Below are 19,729 nucleotides of genomic sequence, written 5' to 3' on the forward strand. Positions count from 1 at the left end.
AATGAAATCTTATGTTCTAAAACTCAACCACTTACGCCAAACCGTTTTCAAACGCGGCGGCGATGTTCAACTAGGGGGCACTCCACTGGGGGATAGGGATGATCAAGTCAAAAAGGTGGCTCAGGCCATTTCCCAACTGGAAGCTCGCGACAGGGTGGGAGTGATAGGCGACGGTGCTGTGGTTGCCGGCAGTACTCTTGCTGGTGCCGCATTGTCGGGGGTAGCCGCAGGCGCAGCAGGGGCTACTTCTCTATTGGGGTCAACATCTTTGGCCGGGTTACTCGGAGGAGTGTTCGTAACTACTACTCCGGTTGGGTGGGTCATTGGCTCAGCTGCCGTAGTCGGCGCCGTGGGATATGGGGCCGTGAAATTAATTCGATCGGGTGCCCAGCAAGATCGAGTTCGCAAAGAAATCAGCCAGAGACTCAGCGCCCGGTTGGTTCCTAAAGTTGATTCGAAGCTCCAGACATCGTCTGAAAGGCAGGAGCTAGAAAGTCTCATTTCTTCCGCTCTGGACGCCAATGTGCTTTCCTTGGACTCGGGTAAGAAGATATTAGATCTGGTAGACGCGGGCTCCTTGAACCTGAATTTGGCTTTGATTCGTATGCGTACTCTTACAGATAACGGCCAGGGCTAATCAGCGTCCGCTTCATCTCAACTCCTACGGCATGGCCAACGACCCCAGAGATAAAGATGCGTAGCTAGCGCCTCAGTCATACAACCAAGGCTTCAACTCCTTCAAGTTAGCTACCACGATTTGCTGAGCTTCTGGCTTGGGGTCGAGATGCTTTGGATCGATCTGGTATCGCTGCAAGATGTACTTAACTAATGCTCCGCAGCTCGGAATTTCCAGCTGCCCATCAATCATTCCGAAGTCCGTTTGGATGATCAGCTTCTGCGCCTGGGTCAGGCCCTTATCGGGTTTGATGATGACCGTTACTGGAGTGTTCCAGGCTGTATCCGCCTCAATGCCGTTTTCCGTTTTCCCGTCTTGAATATCTGGCGTTCCCCGAAGCCGGCTTAGCACAAAGTCGCGATATTCCCGATTCTTTTCGCAATACGCCCGGACGTGCCAACGCATGCCGCTGTAAATCAACGTGTGTGGTGCAATGGTACGACCTTCTGGGTCGGGGCTGTTTAGAGACACATAATCGACATCCAAGCGCAGGTGTTCGCGGCAGGCCTTGAGCAGTGGTCGGAGGATTTCTGCCTTGATCGAGCGATCTGGCACCTCAAGTACCTTGGTATGAGCGTAAGCCAAGGCCAGTCCTTCAATGTGCGGAGCCTTGGAGTTGTTCTGATACAGCAAGTGCAAATAGGCGCTCGCGCTGTCATCAATGAAAAGCGGCTTAAACGTTTTGCTAGGGACGTAGCCCTTCAGCTGCTTGTCGTATGTAAGGTTTTTAGGCGCATGTTCGGTGATGTAGGTGTTGATGTCCTTGGACGCCTGCTGCCGACTGATACCGAAGCTCTGGATCAAGTGAACCGTGGTCAGCCGGCCTTCCCACCAAGCGACCGTTTCGATCAACCGATAACGTAATGCGAGATCCCAGCGAACTTGTTCGATTGCCTGCCTGCGCTTCATTCTGCCTCCATGTGTGCGAATACTTTACCTGTACAAGTCTACAGAATAGACGTGTCGTGTAAAGCTACATATCTTGTTCCTATCAGCCGTGAGTGCGCGGCTCGAAGGAGCAGGATATGGATAGCTGGGATTGGGTCGCCTTGGCGGCATTTGTGATGTTAGTAGCGATTCTTTCGCTGCTGGTTATGCATTACCTGCAGCTCGGCAAGATGGGGCAGGTACTCGACCAATGGGATCTCGATCCACAGAGACCGAAAACATGCGTACTCGACCAAGCCGAGTTACGTTCTGCTTTGCGAGCTGAGAAGGCCCATGTGCAGCAACTGCTGCGCAAGGTAGCGATTCTACAAGCCATGTTGCCCGCGGTTTAAAGGAGATATGGCTGTGAACAGATTGGATCGTATTAAAGGCTGCCTATTGGGCGGTGCCGTCGGCGACGCGCTTGGCGCTCCCGTAGAGTTTCTCGCTTGGACAGACATCAAGAAGGCATATGGCGTAAACGGAATCACTGATTTCGCTCCGGCATATGGGGTGCAGGGTGCTATTACCGACGACACGCAGATGATGCTTTTTACTGCCGAAGGTTTGCTGCGCGCTTTTGTTCGTGGGAGTTCCCGCGGTATTTGCCACGTGCCTAGCGTGATTCACCATGCATTACTTCGTTGGTTACTTACTCAAGATTACCCATCCGCGATGGCGGTCGAGCGCACCGGGTGGCTGATCAGTAATACGGAGTTATGGTCACGCCGGGCTCCAGGTAAAACGTGTCTTCAGTCGCTGCGAGCAGCTAAGCACTTCGGCGAACTAGCTGAGAACGACAGCAAGGGTTGTGGCGCGGTGATGCGTGTAGCACCTTGCGCCTTTTTTGGTAATGCCTTCGAGTATGCCAGCGAATCCGGCCGCTTGACCCACGGGCATCCCTCCGGTTACCTGGCTGCAGGTGTATTCGCAGACATTCTGCAGCGCATGGCCGACCGCTCGGCCAGTTTGGAGCATGCCTTGACTGAGAGCCTTGCTCGGTACGGTGACGTTGATGGCATGGATGAGGTGCGTACCGCGCTGGAGCGTGTTCTGTTCTTCTTCTATGAAGGCTTCCGACCCACGCCAGAGCGCATTGCCAGCTTTGGGGGTGGCTGGGTAGCTGAGGAGGCGCTAGCTATTGGTGTGTGGTGTGCGCTTTCTGCGCGCGACCTAGAAGAGGGCGTAATCATGTCGGTGAACCATGACGGCAACAGCGATAGCACCGGAGCTATCGCAGGTCATCTCCTGGGTATTCAATTCGGTTCAGCGGCTATCCCCTCTCGTTGGTACGAGCGGTTGGAACTCCGAGCAGTGATTGAACGCATGGCAAAAGATATCGAGCGGGTGCCACAGGATTTCTGCGGGATGTACGGCGAGTTTGATGCAGAAATTGTTTGTGCTTACCCAGGCGATTGATCCGTAGGTCCGTCAATATTCGCTTCACCAAAGCTTGTGGTAAAGCTAGGGTGCTGGCACAAGGGTATAAAGAATTTAACGCGGGGAAGTGTGTTCGCAGCCGGTCAATCGTAAGCGGTCCGTAAACCCCAACGACTCAAGTGGGTAGCGCGCTTAGCTAGGCGATGCCGGGGAGCAGTTGTAAGGCAGCAGGGCTTCGTATTGCTCAGCCGAAGTCGCCTTTGGTAAGCGCTCAAGTGCGTGGCGCAGCCACGCATAGGGCTCTTGGCCGTTGGCTGGCGGTCTGGACCAAGCTATACAGTTGAGCACTGGCCGTCGCGCCTTTCGGCGTGTCGCTGAACAACCAGTCCTCCTTCCGATCACGAAGGGGCGGATCGCACGTTCGGCGGCATTGTTGTCAATCGGCGTATAGCCTTCCTCGACGTACTGTTCCAGTTGTTTGCCAGGTGGCTGCCAGCGCATGCCGATATAGATCTGCGTGTGTGGGGCAATCAGCCGGATTTCTGAAATTGCGTGGAAAATGATACGTACTCGGTTTCCAGTCAGAGGCCTTCACGGCAGGCCTTAAGCAGCGGTCGTAGTACCCTGGGCGGATCGTGCGGTCGGCACATGCATTACTTCAGTATGGGCATAGACCAGAGCCAGGCCGGCGATGCGGCGCGCGTTGGTGATTCTGGTTGAGCAGGTGTAAATAGGCGCTGGCACTGCCGTCAATGAACAGTGGCTTGAACGCTTTGCTTGGCACATAGCCCTTTAGCGATTTGCTATATGTAAGGTTTTTAGGCGCATGTTCATTGATGTAGCTGTTGATATCGTTGGACGCCTGCTGCCGACTGATGCCGAAGCTCTGCATCAGGTGCCCTGTGGTCAGGCGGCCCTCCGACCAGGCAATAGCGTAAGGCCAGATCCCAGCGTACTTGCTCAATCGACTGCTCGCGTTTCATGACGCCACCACCTGTGCAAAAACTTTACCTGTATTAGCCTACATTGTAGACCTGTCGTCAAATGCTACATATTCTTAGAATGGGGTAATATGGCCCGCGAGTGTTGGGAGGGCGAACGAGATGGAAGGCATGGAGTTGGTGTGGGCAATTTTTGGGAGGGGCAGGCTTGGTCATGATTCCGCTGATGGTGGCGTTACTGATTCAAGTGTTGCTCCTGCGTGCTATGCAGGATGCTCATGCGCAACTGGCCGACGCCTTGACTCGCCAACAGGCAGGTGATGCGGGAATATCGGGAGTCGTACTCGGCATTACGAGCGGAGCGTGCGCATGTGGAGCAGTTGCAGCGGAAAGTGCTGCTGATCCAAGGTTTGCTCACAGATTACCTGGCTGGGGTGGCAGTGAGTTTTTGAGTGGGTAATTGAAGCAGCGATGCAATCAATACAGCGTTTTAAACCAAAGCAAAGGGGCTGCCTTGCGGGTCTGGAGGTTGATTTTGGCTGAACCGGTCATGCCGGCATGCATCAGCATTCAGGCTCAGGACAGTGACCTGAACAATGACGGTAAGTGGGAGTACAATAAGGTGACACCTGAATGCGATCTGGGTAACGACCGCCAATGAGGCCACGAAAAAGGCGACACAGATCGTGATCTCAATTAATGGAGGCAGTGGGATCAGGATCACGGCGATACGGATCGCTACCAAGACAAGGATGGCCAGTGGGATGAATAAGGCGACTAGCAATAAGAAAAATGACCATTGGCTTACCTGGTTTGCTTCACCACCTGTCGATGAAACGGGTAATGTGACGTTTAGTTCATGCAAGGCAGGTCACAGTTCTCCAAGGATGGCCCTCCAGAAGCAGTTCAAAGCAATCGACACGCCTGATCTAGATCATCGCTGTTCGCTGGCGTCTGTCCGTGCCCATAGTGGTTATGATTTTGTTGCACCCGAATATCGCTGTATGACGAACATTTAGGGAACGGAATGAGTGGATTGATGGTTGGCGATCTCGTGTGCTCCAGTGGCTTTTCCGGCATAGGAAAATTACTGAGCGTGGATCACAAGAGCAATGAGGGCGTGGTGGGATTCTTTGAGTCCCCCATTAGTTCTGAGTGTCGACTGAAAGCCGTAGATGTTGCTTTGCTTGAGAGTGCGCAGTTGTACGAAGAGTCGATTGTGTATTGTCAGGATCGTGCAAGCGGTATTTGGAGGAGGGGTAGGTACGCTGGTCCTCGCCCTGGTAACAGGCATCTAGTGATATTTCGGGCTGATGGGGATCAGCAAGAGGTCGACATTGATCAACTTAACTGCCTGAATATAGGGCCGGGAGAGCTGCTGGACCCGGCGGCGTTTTTGGCTGCACGGTCAAATGACGCACCCTATTTTTGCTCCTTACGGCATGATTTTTTAAGCGCTTATATCGAGCAGCGCGCTGCCTGTCGTTCGATTTCTTCAATTCCCAGCAGTAGTGTTGAATTGGAGCCGCATCAGATTGCTGTAGTGCGTCGAGTTTTACAGGATCCAATACCTAAATACCTCTTGGCAGATGAAGTAGGCCTCGGCAAAACCATTGAGGCGGGTCTGATCATTCGTGAGCATGTCCTAGAGAAAAAACACGACTCAAGAGTGCTTATCACTGTGCCTGCGGCACTTATCGAGCAATGGCGAGACGAGTTGTCCGGGCGCTTTCACCTTAGTGAACTGTTGGCAAGTCAGTCAGAGCCGGGACGATTGATTCGAATCTGCTCCCATGAACACGTAAATAGTGTCCTTGAGGGGTGGTTACCTACCTTATTGGTGGTTGATGAGGCTCACCAAATTGCACCTTGGGCATGGGATCAACAGTCTGCTGTGCGCGAGCGTTTTCGAGTCTTGGCCGAAGGTTGTCAGGTGGCCTCGGTTGTACTGCTTCTTTCTGGTACTCCCCTAAACGGTAATGAGAAAAATTTTCTGGCAATGCTGCACTGCCTTAGTCCTGAGGCCTATGAACTTTCAGAGGAAGGTGTGCGTCGCTTTACTACCCAGATCAGTGAGCGAGAATTAGTCGGTGGCTGGTACAGCGCCCTGACACCTGGCAACTCCAACGCGGCTGTGGAGCAGATCCTTCAAAAACTGGAAAGTAAGTTTCCTGAAGATCAGGTGTTGCACTCGAAAATCAAAGAAACCCTTCCACTAGTAGATTTTTTTGCCGCTCAAGATGGCGATTTGAGAACGCAGTCAATCCATACTCTACGGCGTTACATCGGTGAGCACTACCGCCTGCATCAGCGCATGCTGCGTAACCGCCGTGAGTCTCAGCAACTGGCGTGGTTGTTTCCAGGCCTAGCAGGCTTGAGCCGCAGTTATTGGCCTGTAACGGCGCAAATGCCATCTTTAGACTTGTTGTTGGAGGAGTATCGTAGTCAAGCAAAGCGTGACCCCGATGAATTTCAAGTGATGAGTTCAGAGGTATATTTGCAGTGGGTAGACGATCTATTGATCAGCCCTTTCTTGCTTGGGCAACGCGCTCTGCAAGCCAGTGAGTCGTTGGCTGGGGCGCTGCAGCAGGCCGAACAAGAATTGCTGGATGATATAGCGCAGCAGGCCCTTCGCGAGCAGCAAAACAAGGATAATTGTCTGGTCGAAACCGTGCGGGTTTGGCTTGCTGGGCACAAAGGCGGCAAGGCCGTGGTGTTCTGTAGTGCAGAAGAAGTGGCTCAGCATGTATTCACTGTATTGGCTTCTGAGTTAGGGGTGGCTGTTGAACGTTATATCCCGGGGCGAAAATTGCGATTCGCACTGCCGGAGAGTTCCATCCAAGTGTTAATCTGTGATCATCGCGGCGAAGATGGTTTGAACTTACACGGTGGTCAGAGACTTGCACTGCACTACAGCCTGCCACGCTCGTTCAGTCGGATTGAGCAAAGACTCGGGCGCCTGAATCGTTACAGTGCCAATCTAGTAGGGGTGCGGCCGGTAGAAAGTTTGGTGCTACTTCCTGAGAATGACGGATTAACCCGTCGCTGGGTCGATCTGCTGGATCTGTCTGTGGGCCTATTCAACAACACGGTAGCCAGTCTTCAATATGTACTGGAGAACCATCTGGAGCAGACCTGGCAAGCGGTGGCGTTGTCAGGTGATGAGGCGCTGCTAAGCGGTGCTGCAGGCTTAAGCGGTGATGATGGCTTGCTTGTCCGTGAGCGCCGCCGCGTGAAGGTACAGGAAGAATTGTTAGCACTAGATGATGAAGTCAACGAGGCGAAAGAGTTCTCTGAGCAAATCGCTTGCGCAGATGAGATCGCCGAAGAACATGCCCACCGGATGTGTGCATGGATGACTAAGGGGCTGCAATTCAACCTTGAGGGTAACCTACAGGTCCCTTTTAGGCTTCGTTTCGCTGTAGAGGGATCTCGTCAGGAAGCCAAAACGTTAGTGGACGTTAAAAGCTTTGTTGCCACTTGCTTGACAGGCATCGATCCCAAAAGCGGTAATCCACCGGCAACGGCACCAATGAATTTTTCTCGAGTTCAGGTGGCCGGCCAGTTTGGGGTTTACCCATTCCGTTATGGTCAGCCATTTGTAGATTCAGTCTATGACTTAATTGCGGTGGACTCGCGTGGGGCTACCAGCGCCTATTTGCGAGTGCTGGAAAAGAGCAGTTTAAGAGAACCCAAGATATTCTTCCGCCTTGATTGGTTAGTCTCCTCTACGAATCTTGGGTCTGGCCGTCTGGAGCAGCGCCGGGGTGATGAGTTGATGCCGCCTTTAATTCATAGTCATTGGCTGGCGGAGGATGGGGGGGTGGTAGTTGCTGAGGACATGTTGAAGTCACTGGAGTGGCCCTACAAAAAATCGAATCCAGGCTTTCAAGATATCAATCTGCGCGATGATGTTTGGCCTGAGTTGGAATTTTTATTGCCTTCAGATCATTGGAGGCAAACGGTCTTAAAGATTGCATCTAGAAGTCGCCAACAGACTTTGGCTGATTTACGCCTAGCACAGACCTTGTCGACTGGCCCGCAATTGCATCTGCTGTCGATGCATGCGGTAGTAGTGTGCACGAAAAAAATGCTGACGAGGTCTTGATGCAAGCGCAGTGGAATGCATTACAAGCAGCATTGTTGAGTCCTGGCCTTGTGAGTGATGCCAGTGCTTTGTCTGAATCATTTTTCATTCGATTACTAACGGTTTTTCGGGATCGGAAATCGAGTCCAACTGACCGGGCCGCCGCTTGCCGGGATGCCATAGGTTGCGCATTGGCTAGCAACATCGTCGAGCCTGTGTTGCAACTACCCCCCAATGCCGTTGATACCTTTTCTCTCGACAAGGTCGGTCTGGTCCAAGATTTCATGACAGGACATGTGCGGATGGTAAATGTTCTGGATGATGCTGCGCTTGCGGTATATGGGCATCGCCTGCGCCGTCATCTGAAGTCGGCTCCAATGGACGTGGCGCTGCGCCAAAAGCTTAAAAATGACAAATTTGACTCATACCAGGGCCTTGGGCAGCAAGCGGCGATACGAACTGTTCTTACCTCTTCTCCTGACAGCACGCTGATTATCAACCTGCCAACTGGTAGCGGAAAAACGCTGGTGATTCACGCGCTTAGCCTCTTTGCAGGCAAGCAGAAACTGGTACTGGTCATTGTGCCAACAGTTGGATTAGCACTGGAGCAGGCAAGCCGGGCCGCTGACGTGCTTGACCGTGCGGGTTGTGGCCATGGAGGTAGTTATGCCTTGTATGGGGGGCAGAAGGATGATGAGCACCAGCAAGTTGTCGAGAGGTTAAAAAGCGGGACTCAGCGAATTCTATTTTGCTCGCCTGAGTTAGCAATTGGCAAGCTGCGACCGGCGCTGTTTCGGTTGGCCCAGCAGGGGCAGTTGGAAGCCCTGGTTGTGGACGAGGCGCACATTGTCGATCAGTGGGGTGCTGAATTTCGTCCGGAGTTCCAGTTGTTAGCACCACTATTTCGCTCATTAAAGCAACACTCGCCGAGAGGCATACGAACAGTCCTAATGTCGGCAACGTTCAGTGAGCCGACCTTGCAGTTGCTTAAAGATTCGTTTGTACTTGAAGACGAACAAGCAATAGAGATCCACGGCAGCTTTTTACGGCCAGAACCTAACTTCAATCTTCTGAAAACTGCTGACTCTGAAGCGCATAAAGTCGCGGTGCTGGACGCGATTCGGCGTTTACCTCGTCCGCTAATTTTGTACACTACGAAGCAGAAAGAGGCTGAGTCATGGAAGAATATTCTGCTAACTCAGGGGTTCGCCAGAGTTGGCTTGTTTCATGGTGGAACCGCTGCGGATCAACGCGACACCTTGATTCGCGAGTGGGGGAGTGACCAATTAGATATTATGGTCGCGACTTCCGCCTTTGGTGTAGGCATGGATAAGTCCGGGGTGCGTACGGTGCTGCATATTGCCGTGCCGGAAAGCCTAGATCGGTTCTATCAGGAAGCAGGCCGCGGAGGGCGTGACGGCACAGCCTGCTGGTCTTGGTTGATTTACCACCCGGGACAGTTGAATATTGCTGAAAGCCTATCTCAGGAGAGGTTGATTTCCGCAGAACTGGGACTAGAACGCTGGAAAATGTTGTTAAGAAGCCAGGAGCGTTGCGGTGAACACTTCACTATTTCCCGCTCGGCGCTACATCGGGGCCTGCCACGGCATAGCGAGCGTAATGAAAAATGGAACTTGCGCACGCTGCAGTTGATGCAGCGCGCGGGGTTGATTCGACTGTTTTTTGCGCCACCTGAACCGCCAGAGTTTGAGAGGGAGTTAACGCATGAGGATGAGCAGCTCCGTGCGAAATATTTTGAGACTTATTACAGTCGGATCGGCGTACAGATCCTCATTGACGCCCATTTGACCCCAGAGGTGTGGCACCAGCATGTAACTCTTCGCCGTAACCAAGAAAAACAGGTGAGGGCCGTTGGCTTTGCTCGTTTAATTGGATGGCTAAAGGACGCGAAGAAACCGCTGTGTTGGGTGTTGGATGAGTTCTATCGGCCTAGTGGGGTCGCCCCCGAGCGTAGTTGTGGAGGTTGTCCTGGTTGTCGTGATCAGGGGCGAGGGGTTTTTAGCCCGACGCTTGGGCATGTATTTCACCTACGTGGCGTGCAGACATCTCCTCTGCCGAGTTGGATGCCAGTTTCGCACTTACTGCGGGTCCGTTACCGAATCGAGTCGTATCGCAGAGTCACACCCAACTATCTACTTGAGGAATGGCGTCTCTGGTTGAAGGCCTTATTGCGTAGTAAGCAGATTCAGGCCATACGCGCCAGTCATGCAGTATTGACTGAGTTGTACCAAGATGACTCTTTGGAAAGCATGCCGTTCTGGTGTTCGCTTGAACCTCAAGATCCCATTGGGAGTTGGGTAGAATTGGTACTTCTGATGCCGGCAGAAACGCACCTGCCTGAGTCGGGTTTTGATCCACACCCCAGGGTCATTGTCGCACCAGAAGGATTGGCGGATCCGCTTTTTCCTTATCGTACCTGGTGGGAGTGTCACCCTGGCAGCAGGGACTTGGAAAGTTTTTGTCAGGAGTTTCAATAATGTCGATGATTAACAATGCCCATCCAGGCAGCAGTTTGGTGTTATTGAATTTGATTGATAGAGTGCTACTACGCAAAAATAAGCTAGTCTCGCGTACCGAGTTGTTGGAAGTTTTACGGCCTGAACTTTTGCCTAAGTTGTCGCCAAAGAAAAAGAAAGATGATGAGGTTGATGAGGTCGATGATTCCGATGGAACGGCAATGAGGCGTTTTGAGTGGAATTTAGACTTTTGGCTCAAGGAAGGTCTTTGGCTACAAGATGACGCTGGTATGATCTCGGTATCATCAGGTGCAACACAGCGAAACTTACCTGAAAGAGTTTTGGAGTTGATAATAGATAATGCCAAGTCGCAAACGGATCAGGAAATACTGGATGAGAAGAATACTGAGCCTTTCTTTCGTGCTATGACTTGTCTGTTAGTGCAGCAGAGTTACACCTTTATGGGAGGGGAAACGGTGTTGCCTGGCAAAAACGGTAGTGCACAAAAAGCGGTTAATCGCTGGTTACCGGGTGAGCGAAGCCTGAATTTGAGTAATGAGTTGCCGACGTTTTTACAATACGGCGATTTTTTGGGGTTCCTTGAGCCCTTTGGTTCGGGCTATATCGTTGATCCAACTCGTGCCATTGAACCGTATTTGAAAGTTGTGTTTGCAAGTGAAAGTAAATTGTCGCTCAATATTTTTATTGAGCGATTGGCTGAGAAATTACCACTGTTGGACGGCGGGCGTTTCCGTCGTTTGCTCGAACCCATGATGGAGGAGTTAGGATGGAGTCCGAGAGAGGTTCATCAGGTCAGTCCATCTCTAAGTCATGCTCTTGTGCGCTTGGAGAGCGCTTTTCGGTTGCGCTTAGATCAGGCCTCAGACGATAACTCTAGCATGCAATTGCAACTGCCTGAAGGAAAGCATCGATTTGTTAGTGAGGTTGTTTACCTTTCGGAGGTGAATGCATGAGTCTGGTAAATTACTGGCCGCTGCCTGAGAATGTCGCTCAGTGTATACGTACCGAAGCTGAAGAATTGGCCGAACACGTTCTGTTGGCAGTACATGAGCCTATGCAGTTGCAGAGAGTGGGTGGTGGCGAGGATGAACTTTGTAATGAAGAGGATCTGCTTAAGCATTTTCTGCTAATAGAACGGCCAATTCCGGTTATCGGTCGCTCCGGGGTGGGCAAGTCCCACCTAATTCGCTGGTTGCATGCTCAATTAAAGCTTCACCCAGCGTCCGCCGATTGGCATATCGTACGAATTCCAAAGAATGCCAGTCTAAGACAGGTATTGGAAATTCTGCTGAAGGACTTGGAAGGTGAATCTTTCACCCTGGCAAGGGACAAAATAAGCCAGGTGAGCGAGCGTTTAAATACCCATGAGGTCGCAGAGTTGTTGCTGACCTTTATGGCGCAACAGCTGAGGCACTTGAATCGTAAGATTGCAGAAGTCGTAGAGGTGCATCGTGCAAATGGGACCCGTCCAGATGCTAAAGAAGAAACTCGACTTAAAGAAATATTTTCTCACACCAGTAAAGGTGCGGGCCTTTCTGAGTTGATTCAAGACTCATACTTCAGGCTTAGTTTGCTTAAGCCGGATCACTGCATTTACCAATTTGCCTCTCGTCTGACTGATGGGGCCTCAAATGACGAGTTGAGTCGTAATAGTTATCAAATCAATGCTCAGGATCTCGATTTTAATTTTAATTTGGATGACTTGGCAAGTAATGCAAAACGGTATGTTAGCCAGGCACAACTTAATACCAGTGCAGAAGCTCGCGAGACTGCTGCAAGAGTGCTTAGTGAGGTCCTAGGCGAGTCGACTCGTAGGGCGTTCCAACAATTATTTCAGTTCAGTGGCGGCAGCTTCCAAGATCTGTTCAAGGAAATTCGTCGCTCGTTGAAGCAACAAAACCGGACTCTGGTTGTGCTTGTTGAGGATATGGCGGCTATCTCCGCGATTGAAGACGTTCTGATTGACAGCTTGCTGGAGGAATCTGTACGTGAAGGTACGCAGGAGTTGTGCACCTTGCGTTCCGCCATTGCAGTAACCGATGGCTATCAAGGCTATCTGCGCCGCCAGGATACGATTAAAACACGTGCTCACTATGAGTGGCATATTCGTGAGCATGGGCAAGATAGTGAGCAGACTCTAGAACGGATTGTGGATTTTTGTGGCCGCTATCTAAATGCTGCTCGCCATGGCAGTGAAGCGCTAAAATCCTCTTGGGCCGTTCGAGAGAAAGGGGCATGGCCGTCGGTGTGGTCAGATTCCGATGATGATAGCGACGACTTAAAGTCGTTCGGTTATGCGCCGTGTGAGGTGCCGCTATTTCCCTTTAATCGTAATGCCATTGCCGCTCTCTCGGATAGTTTTTGCCGCAAAGGTGAAGGGGATTTGAAGTTCAATCCCCGGCAGATTTTAAACGAAGTCCTATTGCGAACCTTGCGCGACTACCGAGATCTATACTTGGATAATCGCTTTCCTCCAGCAGGTTTTGCAGGTGTTTCTGTTAATGCCGGATTAGGTGGCTTGCAGAGATTAGATGAGCCAGGGCGATCGAAAACTACTGCGGCAATTTGGGGATACAACAGTCGCTCGATTGAAGAATTGCAAAGCAAATTAGATCGAAAGGTACCTAAAGTCTTTGGGTTGGATGGCTTGGCTTTGTTGCTAAAAGATGGAGTGGTTAGTTCTGTTGCGGTTCCTGCTAACTCAGTTAGCCAAGAAGCTTCGAGAACTAAGCAATCTGTGCTCAGGGTAAAAACAGACCCGGATCAGACACGACTAGATCAGTTGGAAGATACTGTAACCTTATGGTTTCAACGTAAACAAAAATTGGGACAAGATGATGCTCGTGATTTGCGAGCAGGGCTATTGCGCATCTATGACCTGTACACGAAAAAGAGATATAAACATCTAGATTGGCTGGGTTTAAAGGAATTGCCATCTCTTCTAAGTGGGAGTCGTCCACTGATTGAACTTCCTTTCGCAGAGGGTAACCTTGCTTTGAGTAGAGTTCGATTTTTTATAGATAAGGATTTTGATGTTCCAGGAAAAGCTGATTTTTTACAAGGAGTATCTCTGGCACTGCTTCGTTATGAGCATTACAACCGAAAGCCTCCTTTTGCTGATTGGCAATACACGAATGGTTTTGAGGATTACCTTATTTGCCAGACTTTCGCTGCGCAGTGGGTACCCGATGTTTTGCAGACGTTAGCGGTTGAGGCGCAACAAGTATTATCGGAGCTTTTAAGTCTGCAACTGCAATCGGCGATGACCTTGGGTTTGCTGGCAGGAAGCAGTAATGATCGAGAACGTTTAAATGAGTTGCTAAAAACAGCTGAAAAAATTCGAGAGGTCGAGGTGCCACCTGTTGTTTCCGAGTTAGAGTCTGCGCGTCGGCAAGTGCTCGAAGATTGGGATGCTCAGCGCGAAGCTTGGCTTAAATTGGTTTCTGCTAACTTTCATGGGATGGATGGCTACCTAGTACTGAAGGCTATTAGGGTCGCCAAGATAAACCCAGAGCCAAAATTGATTAAGTTAGCCAAAAATATTGTTATGGCATTGCAACCGGCAGTCAGTGCCATAGAGGTATTGGACGGTTGCTCTCGCTACGAGACGTTTTGTGGTTTGCTGGATGGAATGATCGAACTTGTACGTGAAATCAGTGATAAGGGACGGCATTATCCTTTACCGCAAGCAGACTTGCCCAATGCAAAAAACTTACAGGCGTCCCTGGCGAACCTGAAAGACAGTAAGTCTTGGGATGTGGTAAAGGGGCTTCTAGCACTGCGTATCGAAGTAGATGTGGTTAAGCGTCTTGAGCAGGTCAATCGGCTTGATGGAAAGCAACTAGAGCAAGTGTTGAGGGGGTTCGGTCACTGGAAAATTGTCTACGGGCATGCCCTCGCGTGCTTAGTTACAGAAAATAATAAGTGGGGTGGTGAGACTTTGACAAACGCGCAAAATTCTGTTGCTGATATATTTGATGATTTGTCGTTAGCCTTAGGTAAGTTGCAGGAGGTGAGTCATGATTGCGCTTGAGCAACAGATCCAAAGCTTGCGTAGTCAACTGCAATTAAGTCAGTCTTCAAGCCAGGCGGAAAATCAAATCATTGATTGCAACGCGATCAGAGAGCGCTTTATTGTTGTTGCGGCGACTCTTAGGACGTTGGTGGATAAGATTGTTGTTCTCAGAAATCTTCCTGCCGATGCCCCAGAATTTATTCGAGTCGATGAGGATATTCAACGGCAAGTCATTAAAGCCACTGCCAGCCTCACGTCCTGCATTGGGGTCTGGGAGCAATTAAAGGCGGCAGCAAGACAGGATGACTCGTTAGATAACTCTAAGATGGTTCTTGACTCGTTGGCGATTCAGTTGGAGAGTAAGGTTGATTCTTGCTGGAGAGGGTGGGTTGCCTCTTTGAGAGAGCGATCACTGGTGCTGCCTTCTGTGCTGGAAAGTCAGAAAGATATCCCCGGACGTGGAGATCTTTGTAGGTCTTATATAGGGTGGCAGAAAGAGTTTGCTATTCTGGAAAAAGCGGGTCCTTCAAGTGTCGAGAACATTATAACCCTACAGGATCTGGCAAAAAAAATGCAGGCCGTAAGCTCTGAATTGGAGGACACTCTTCCTGATAGTGTCAGAAATTTCTTTAAGCTGTTTAGGGACGGTTGGCTACCCTTGTCAGCGATGAGTTCGGAGGTTTTCGAGTGGTTGCAGAAGGGCGACCTACTTGGTCATTTCCTTATACGGCGCAAAGGTTGAAGTTTTTATGAGCATAATGCTGAATGATTTGCACGCTTGCTTAGACAGGTTGGAGGAGTTTGAAACCAGCCTCTTGGTCTGGGGTGACACTGGGGGGTTTTTCAGTGAAGACGAAGTTCTGGCCGTCCTAGAAGAAGTGCTACCCGATCATGACTCCTATGATGTACGGAGGGCGCTGACCAAGCATGCGATGCTCATCGAAGTACCCCATCCTGAAGGGCTGAAAAAGGTTTACCGCACGCGGATGGGGGAAGCGGCATATTTGTACCGTAACCTACGACAATGGTTCTTGGGCCAATCGCTTGACCGGTCTCGTACACTCGTATCAGATTTTCGCTTTATACGGCGCCCTCGTAATTACCCTGTGCGTGATCAGTTTATAGCCAAGTTATTGCCTCAGTGGTTACAGATACCGAAGCTTAGTAATACTCAACAATTAGAAGCGGCAATTGATCTATTGTTTGATCCGAGCAGTAATATGCAATTGGCTGGTTTTCAGGCGCGCGCAACCTCTCGCATCTTACAGGCCTTCAGCGATCAGCGCAGTGGTAATAACCAAACCTCTGGCACAATTGTCTGCGCGGGAACGGGCAGCGGTAAAACGCTGTCGTTTTATTTGCCAGCACTCGCTTCATTAAGCGCGGATCTATTGACTGATCCCTCGCCGCGAGTACGAATTCTTGCAGTTTACCCGCGCAATGAACTGCTCAAAGATCAGTTCATGGAAGCTTGGGGTCAGTGCCGTAAACTTGATGGATTGATGCAGTCAGGAGTTGGTCGGAAAATTCGAATTGGTGCTCTGTATGGTGATACACCTTATAATTGGGGTATGGCCGGGAAGGATTATAAAACGGGTAAACAAAAACCAGAGTTTGACTTGCTGCGCTGCACCAGCAGCAACTGTACTGGTCAAATGGAGTGGCATGCCACTCTTAAAGAGGTTAAGTGCAGTCGCTGTGGACATCGTGTTGGTGATGATGAGGTGGCGCTGACCCGTAGTTGTCAGACAGACGTACCTCCGGACATTCTATTTACCACCACCGAGATGCTCAATCGCAGGCTTGGTGACTTTAGTTGTAACCACCTATTTGGTGTGGGCGAGCAGGCAGGTCCGATGTTGGTGCTGCTCGATGAAGTGCACACCTACAGTGGTAGCAGCGGAGCTCACGTTGCTTACTTGCTTAGGCGCTGGATGAAGCGCGCTCAATGCCGACCGCACTTTGTCGGGTTGTCTGCAACCCTGACAGATGCAGCACGTTTTTTTGCCGAGTTAGTCGGTGCACGCCAAGAGCAAGTTGAATTGGTCGAGGCGTTACCTGATGAAATGGTTGATGAGGGTGCGGAGTATCTAATGGTGCTTCGCGGCGATCCAGTTTCCCAGACTGCGTTGCTCTCGACCACTATTCAGGCTTGCATGCTCACTAGGCGTATTTTGGATGCTCGCAAGAGCCGATCGTTGGGTACTTGGGGCAGCAAAACCTTTGTCTTTACCGATGATTTGGATGCGAATAATCGTCTGTATCATCAATTGGCGGATGCTGAGGGCTGGCGCACCAACAGGTGGGGGCTTAAACCTCATCATTCCTCGCTTGCTAGCTTGCGTGGCCCACGAGATGACCAGAATGATGAGCAAGATGCAACCCATCCCCTTGACCGTATTCGGCTGGGTCAAGACTGGCGAGTAGGACTAGATATCGGACATTTGCTAGATGAGGATGATCGAGCGGTAATCGGACGCACCTCAAGCCAGGACGCTGGGGTTGATGCTGACGCTGAGATCGTTGTTGCCACGGCCTCTCTTGAGGTGGGCTTCAATGACCCGGCGGTGGGGGCTGTGCTGCAACACAAGGCGCCACGTGATGTTGCATCCTATTTGCAGCGCAAGGGTCGTGCCGGCCGCGCACGCACCATGCGCCCGTGGATGCTTGTAATTCTCTCAGAGTTCGGTCGTGATCGAGTGGCATTTCAACGCTATGAGGAGTTGCTTAGCCCCGAAATTAAGCGGCAAGGTTTGCCGCTGCACAACAGCCATATTCAAAAAATGCAGGCTGCTATGGCGCTGCTTGACTGGCTCAGCGCGCAGTTAAGTAGTGGTGCCGTTTGGACGATTCTACGCAAGCCGCAAGTTAATAAAAGCAACTGCAAAAAACTACTGACGTTGGTCGAGCAGTTGCTACGACCGAGCAGTCAGCAAGAACAGTTCCAAACCTATTTGAAGGATGCCCTGCAGGTCGATGACGATACGCTGAAGCGAATTCTCTGGGCTCCGCCGCGCTCGGTAATGCTTGAAGTGCTGCCTACGTTGCAGCGTAAACTGCTAACAAACTGGAGTGCTAACGGCCAACCTTGGGAGGATGTGGTGAAAGGAAGTTCACCACTCTCGGAGTTTATACCTGAGGCACTGTTCGCTGAACTGAGTTTGCCGAGTGTGTTTGTTGCTTTAGTGCGCGGGTCGGAAGCGCGTATTGAATGGACGAATCTACCAATTTTTCAGGCCCTGCGTGAGTTTGCTCCAGGGCGAATATCTAAACGTTATGCCATTGACAGTAACCTCGACTCTGACTGGTTAGTGCCCGCAAATTTTGTACCTGAACCGGATGCCATTCAGCAGTGCGGGTTTGATGTCTGTGAAGCTTTTGGTGAGCAGTTACGTGATGAAGGGTTGGTTGCTATTGATACGAATGAAACTTTAAGAGTGTTGCGTCCTAGCTCCATATATACTCGACGTCTAGAACCAAAGTTAGGCCTTTCTGAGAAAAGTAATTCGCGTCTGGTATGGCAGTCCGAATTTCGCGTTCCAGCACTAACTAAAGTGCATACACCCCCAGTTGGCAGTTGGGGGCAGCATCTGACCGATGTGACTTTCTGTTTGCATCAGCAAATGACTCCTCTAGAGGTGCTGCGTTTTAGCACCACTGCAAATGCCACTTTACGGTTTAGCAAGGGAGCAACTACCAAAATTCGGTTCGACTGGGAGCGTAATGGCGAGCCTGTTGCTATTGGTGCCCGGCAGTGGGTCGATGGCATGCGATTGCGCTTTGCTATCACTGATCAGGTCGTAGCGGGGCTGTTAGAAAACTCGCAGGTTTTACAAGGATTGCGGCCGATCTACTTCCGGCATCTTGTGGATCAACTGGAAATTTTTGGTGGTGACCCATTTAAGGCTAATTGGATTGCCGAGTGTTATCTGGCTGCAGTGGCGGGTGAATTGCTAAATTTGAATACAAATGATCCCCAACCACTAATCAGTGCGTTGACTCGCTTGCATTCGAATGCGGGTATTGAGCGATTACGCAGCACTCCACAGAGCTTATTTCAGCCTGATGAGCATCTTGATTCAGTGCAAGAGCAAAAGTTACAGGCAGACCTTCGAGAGTTACTGGATCGAGATGATCTACTCTGCAGCCTGAAAGCGTGCGCCAATGCCCTCTGGTCTGATGTGCATGTACTGCCAAAATTGGGCCAATGGACGCGCACGTTGTTGGCCAATACTCTGGCCGCGGCAGTTCAGCAATCCATGTGTGTGTTGCTGCCTGATGTGGATGAACGGGTTGTCCTGGCTGATGCGTTATGGCGTGAGGACTGCTTGGAAGTCTGGTTGAGTGAGGCAGAAGCGGGTGGTAATGGTATTATCACTCGTTTAGAACTGGAATATTTTGAGGATCCGGTGCGCGTACTTAACGTGTTCGCGCGTAGCCTACAGCCAAGTGACTATGAGCAAATCGACTTTGATCTTTTTCAGTTGCTTGGCCTGGCAGTGAAAGAGGGAGATCTGGCTGACTCGGTCGCTGAGGTGCGCGGATGCAGTGATTTGCAACAACGGCGTGATGCCAACGCAGAGTTACATCGTGTTCTGCTTCGTGAAGGCTTTGTCCTTAGCCATAGTTTCTTAAGTGTTTTGCACTCAAGGGCCCTCAGACCAGGCAGCAATACCAATACCGACAAGTACCTTCTGGACTTGCTAGAGCAGTGGCGATATTTAGAAAGCTTTAGTGGCTTGGAGTGGGGATTAAATATCGCTGCTCATGCTTTATCTGCTAAAGAACTCGGTGTTCAGGCGACTGCTGTTGAAGTTTTCCAAGGACTTTGTCGTAATCAAGGATTATTGTGGACGCGTGGTAACGCAATCCGTCAGTCTGAAATGAACTACTACAACCCTTTTCAAACGGGTGTCGCCACGACTGAGCGTCTGCTAGGTAGCCTTCTCTTTGCTCAACAAGAGTCGTATGTCCAGTTAACAATCGATTATTTGTCTGAATTGCATAGCGTGTTAAAGCGAGAAGGACGGGTTGATCTTTTGATCCCGCGCACCCACATTTCCTCAATCTCGAAAATAATAGCCGAGATTCAGCTAAATCCGGTTGATCACTCCGGACTATGGCTTTATCCCCGCATAGGGGCTATGAGGCGGTTACAAGATAGCATGGTATTGAGGGTCGAGTTGGCTGAGGCCATTCAATAAT

At 50.7% G+C, this 19,729-nt stretch carries 11 protein-coding genes and 1 pseudogene; 9 read left to right on the forward strand and 3 right to left on the reverse strand.

Going from position 1 to position 19,729, the window contains the following annotated elements; genetic code table 11:
- Position 1 precedes the first annotated feature (1 nt).
- On the forward strand, positions 2-637 hold the full coding sequence (locus ACQKEN_RS03615; protein ID WP_427683694.1) for a hypothetical protein: 636 nt from the start codon (positions 2-4) through the stop codon (positions 635-637).
- Positions 638-709: 72 nt separating this feature from the next.
- Here the strand turns inward: ACQKEN_RS03615 and ACQKEN_RS03620 are convergent, their stop codons facing one another.
- A complete protein-coding gene (locus ACQKEN_RS03620; RefSeq protein ID WP_427683696.1) occupies positions 710-1,585 on the reverse strand; it encodes a WYL domain-containing protein in 876 nt (291 codons plus the stop codon).
- A 116-nt stretch (positions 1,586-1,701) separates the two neighbouring features.
- Between ACQKEN_RS03620 and ACQKEN_RS03625 the strand changes: the two genes are divergently transcribed.
- Together ACQKEN_RS03625 and ACQKEN_RS03630 are read left to right on the forward strand one after the other, a co-directional pair.
- Complete coding sequence (locus tag ACQKEN_RS03625; protein ID WP_427683698.1) at positions 1,702-1,956, forward strand: hypothetical protein; 255 nt, start codon at positions 1,702-1,704, stop codon at positions 1,954-1,956.
- Between the two features lie 7 nt (positions 1,957-1,963).
- Positions 1,964-3,022, forward strand: coding sequence for an ADP-ribosylglycohydrolase family protein (locus ACQKEN_RS03630; RefSeq protein WP_427683699.1), 1,059 nt, complete (start codon positions 1,964-1,966; stop codon positions 3,020-3,022).
- Positions 3,023-3,175: 153 nt separating this feature from the next.
- On the opposite strand, the pseudogene ACQKEN_RS03635 reads toward ACQKEN_RS03630, so the two are convergent.
- A pseudogene (locus tag ACQKEN_RS03635) lies at positions 3,176-3,457 on the reverse strand (transposase domain-containing protein); the annotation flags it as partial.
- Between the two features lie 184 nt (positions 3,458-3,641).
- Entirely contained in the window at positions 3,642-3,947 is a 306-nt protein-coding gene (locus ACQKEN_RS03640; RefSeq protein ID WP_427683701.1) for a hypothetical protein, read from the reverse strand.
- 1,004 nt (positions 3,948-4,951) lie between these two features.
- Between ACQKEN_RS03640 and dpdE the strand changes: the two genes are divergently transcribed.
- Genes dpdE through dpdJ form a run of 6 tightly spaced genes read left to right on the forward strand, consistent with a single transcriptional unit; the run spans position 4,952 to position 19,728 of the window.
- Positions 4,952-8,032 carry a protein DpdE gene (gene dpdE, locus ACQKEN_RS03645; protein ID WP_427683702.1) on the forward strand — a complete coding sequence of 1,027 codons (3,081 nt, stop codon included), beginning with the start codon at positions 4,952-4,954 and terminating at the stop codon, positions 8,030-8,032.
- Positions 8,002-10,509 carry a protein DpdF gene (dpdF, locus tag ACQKEN_RS03650; RefSeq protein ID WP_427683703.1) on the forward strand — a complete coding sequence of 836 codons (2,508 nt, stop codon included), beginning with the start codon at positions 8,002-8,004 and terminating at the stop codon, positions 10,507-10,509. Before dpdE ends, dpdF begins: the two co-directional genes overlap by 31 nt.
- Positions 10,509-11,462, forward strand: coding sequence for a protein DpdG (gene dpdG / locus ACQKEN_RS03655; protein WP_427683705.1), 954 nt, complete (start codon positions 10,509-10,511; stop codon positions 11,460-11,462). Before dpdF ends, dpdG begins: the two co-directional genes overlap by 1 nt.
- Positions 11,459-14,542, forward strand: coding sequence for a protein DpdH (gene dpdH / locus ACQKEN_RS03660; protein WP_427683707.1), 3,084 nt, complete (start codon positions 11,459-11,461; stop codon positions 14,540-14,542). Before dpdG ends, dpdH begins: the two co-directional genes overlap by 4 nt.
- On the forward strand, positions 14,529-15,266 hold the full coding sequence (locus ACQKEN_RS03665; RefSeq protein WP_427683709.1) for a hypothetical protein: 738 nt from the start codon (positions 14,529-14,531) through the stop codon (positions 15,264-15,266). Before dpdH ends, ACQKEN_RS03665 begins: the two co-directional genes overlap by 14 nt.
- 7 nt (positions 15,267-15,273) lie before the next feature.
- Positions 15,274-19,728 carry a protein DpdJ gene (dpdJ, locus tag ACQKEN_RS03670; RefSeq protein ID WP_427683711.1) on the forward strand — a complete coding sequence of 1,485 codons (4,455 nt, stop codon included), beginning with the start codon at positions 15,274-15,276 and terminating at the stop codon, positions 19,726-19,728.
- The last annotated feature ends 1 nt before the right edge of the window (position 19,729 follow it).

It is taken from the genome of Pseudomonas sp. NPDC078416 (genome assembly GCF_050268485.1).
In the GTDB taxonomy this organism is placed as follows: domain Bacteria; phylum Pseudomonadota; class Gammaproteobacteria; order Pseudomonadales; family Pseudomonadaceae; genus Aquipseudomonas.

Excerpts from the sequence above, each read along its gene's own strand:
- ACQKEN_RS03625 (WP_427683698.1), top strand. The coding sequence starts at position 1,702 with ATGGATAGCTGGGATTGGGTCGCCTTGGCGGCATTTGTGATGTTAGTA.
- dpdJ (WP_427683711.1), top strand. The coding sequence starts at position 15,274 with ATGAGCATAATGCTGAATGATTTGCACGCTTGCTTAGACAGGTTGGAG.
- ACQKEN_RS03665 (WP_427683709.1), top strand. The coding sequence starts at position 14,529 with ATGATTGCGCTTGAGCAACAGATCCAAAGCTTGCGTAGTCAACTGCAA.
- dpdH (WP_427683707.1), top strand. The coding sequence starts at position 11,459 with ATGAGTCTGGTAAATTACTGGCCGCTGCCTGAGAATGTCGCTCAGTGT.
- dpdE (WP_427683702.1), top strand. The coding sequence starts at position 4,952 with ATGAGTGGATTGATGGTTGGCGATCTCGTGTGCTCCAGTGGCTTTTCC.
- dpdG (WP_427683705.1), top strand. The coding sequence starts at position 10,509 with ATGTCGATGATTAACAATGCCCATCCAGGCAGCAGTTTGGTGTTATTG.
- ACQKEN_RS03630 (WP_427683699.1), top strand. The coding sequence starts at position 1,964 with ATGGCTGTGAACAGATTGGATCGTATTAAAGGCTGCCTATTGGGCGGT.
- ACQKEN_RS03620 (WP_427683696.1), bottom strand. The coding sequence starts at position 1,585 with ATGAAGCGCAGGCAGGCAATCGAACAAGTTCGCTGGGATCTCGCATTA.
- ACQKEN_RS03615 (WP_427683694.1), top strand. The coding sequence starts at position 2 with ATGAAATCTTATGTTCTAAAACTCAACCACTTACGCCAAACCGTTTTC.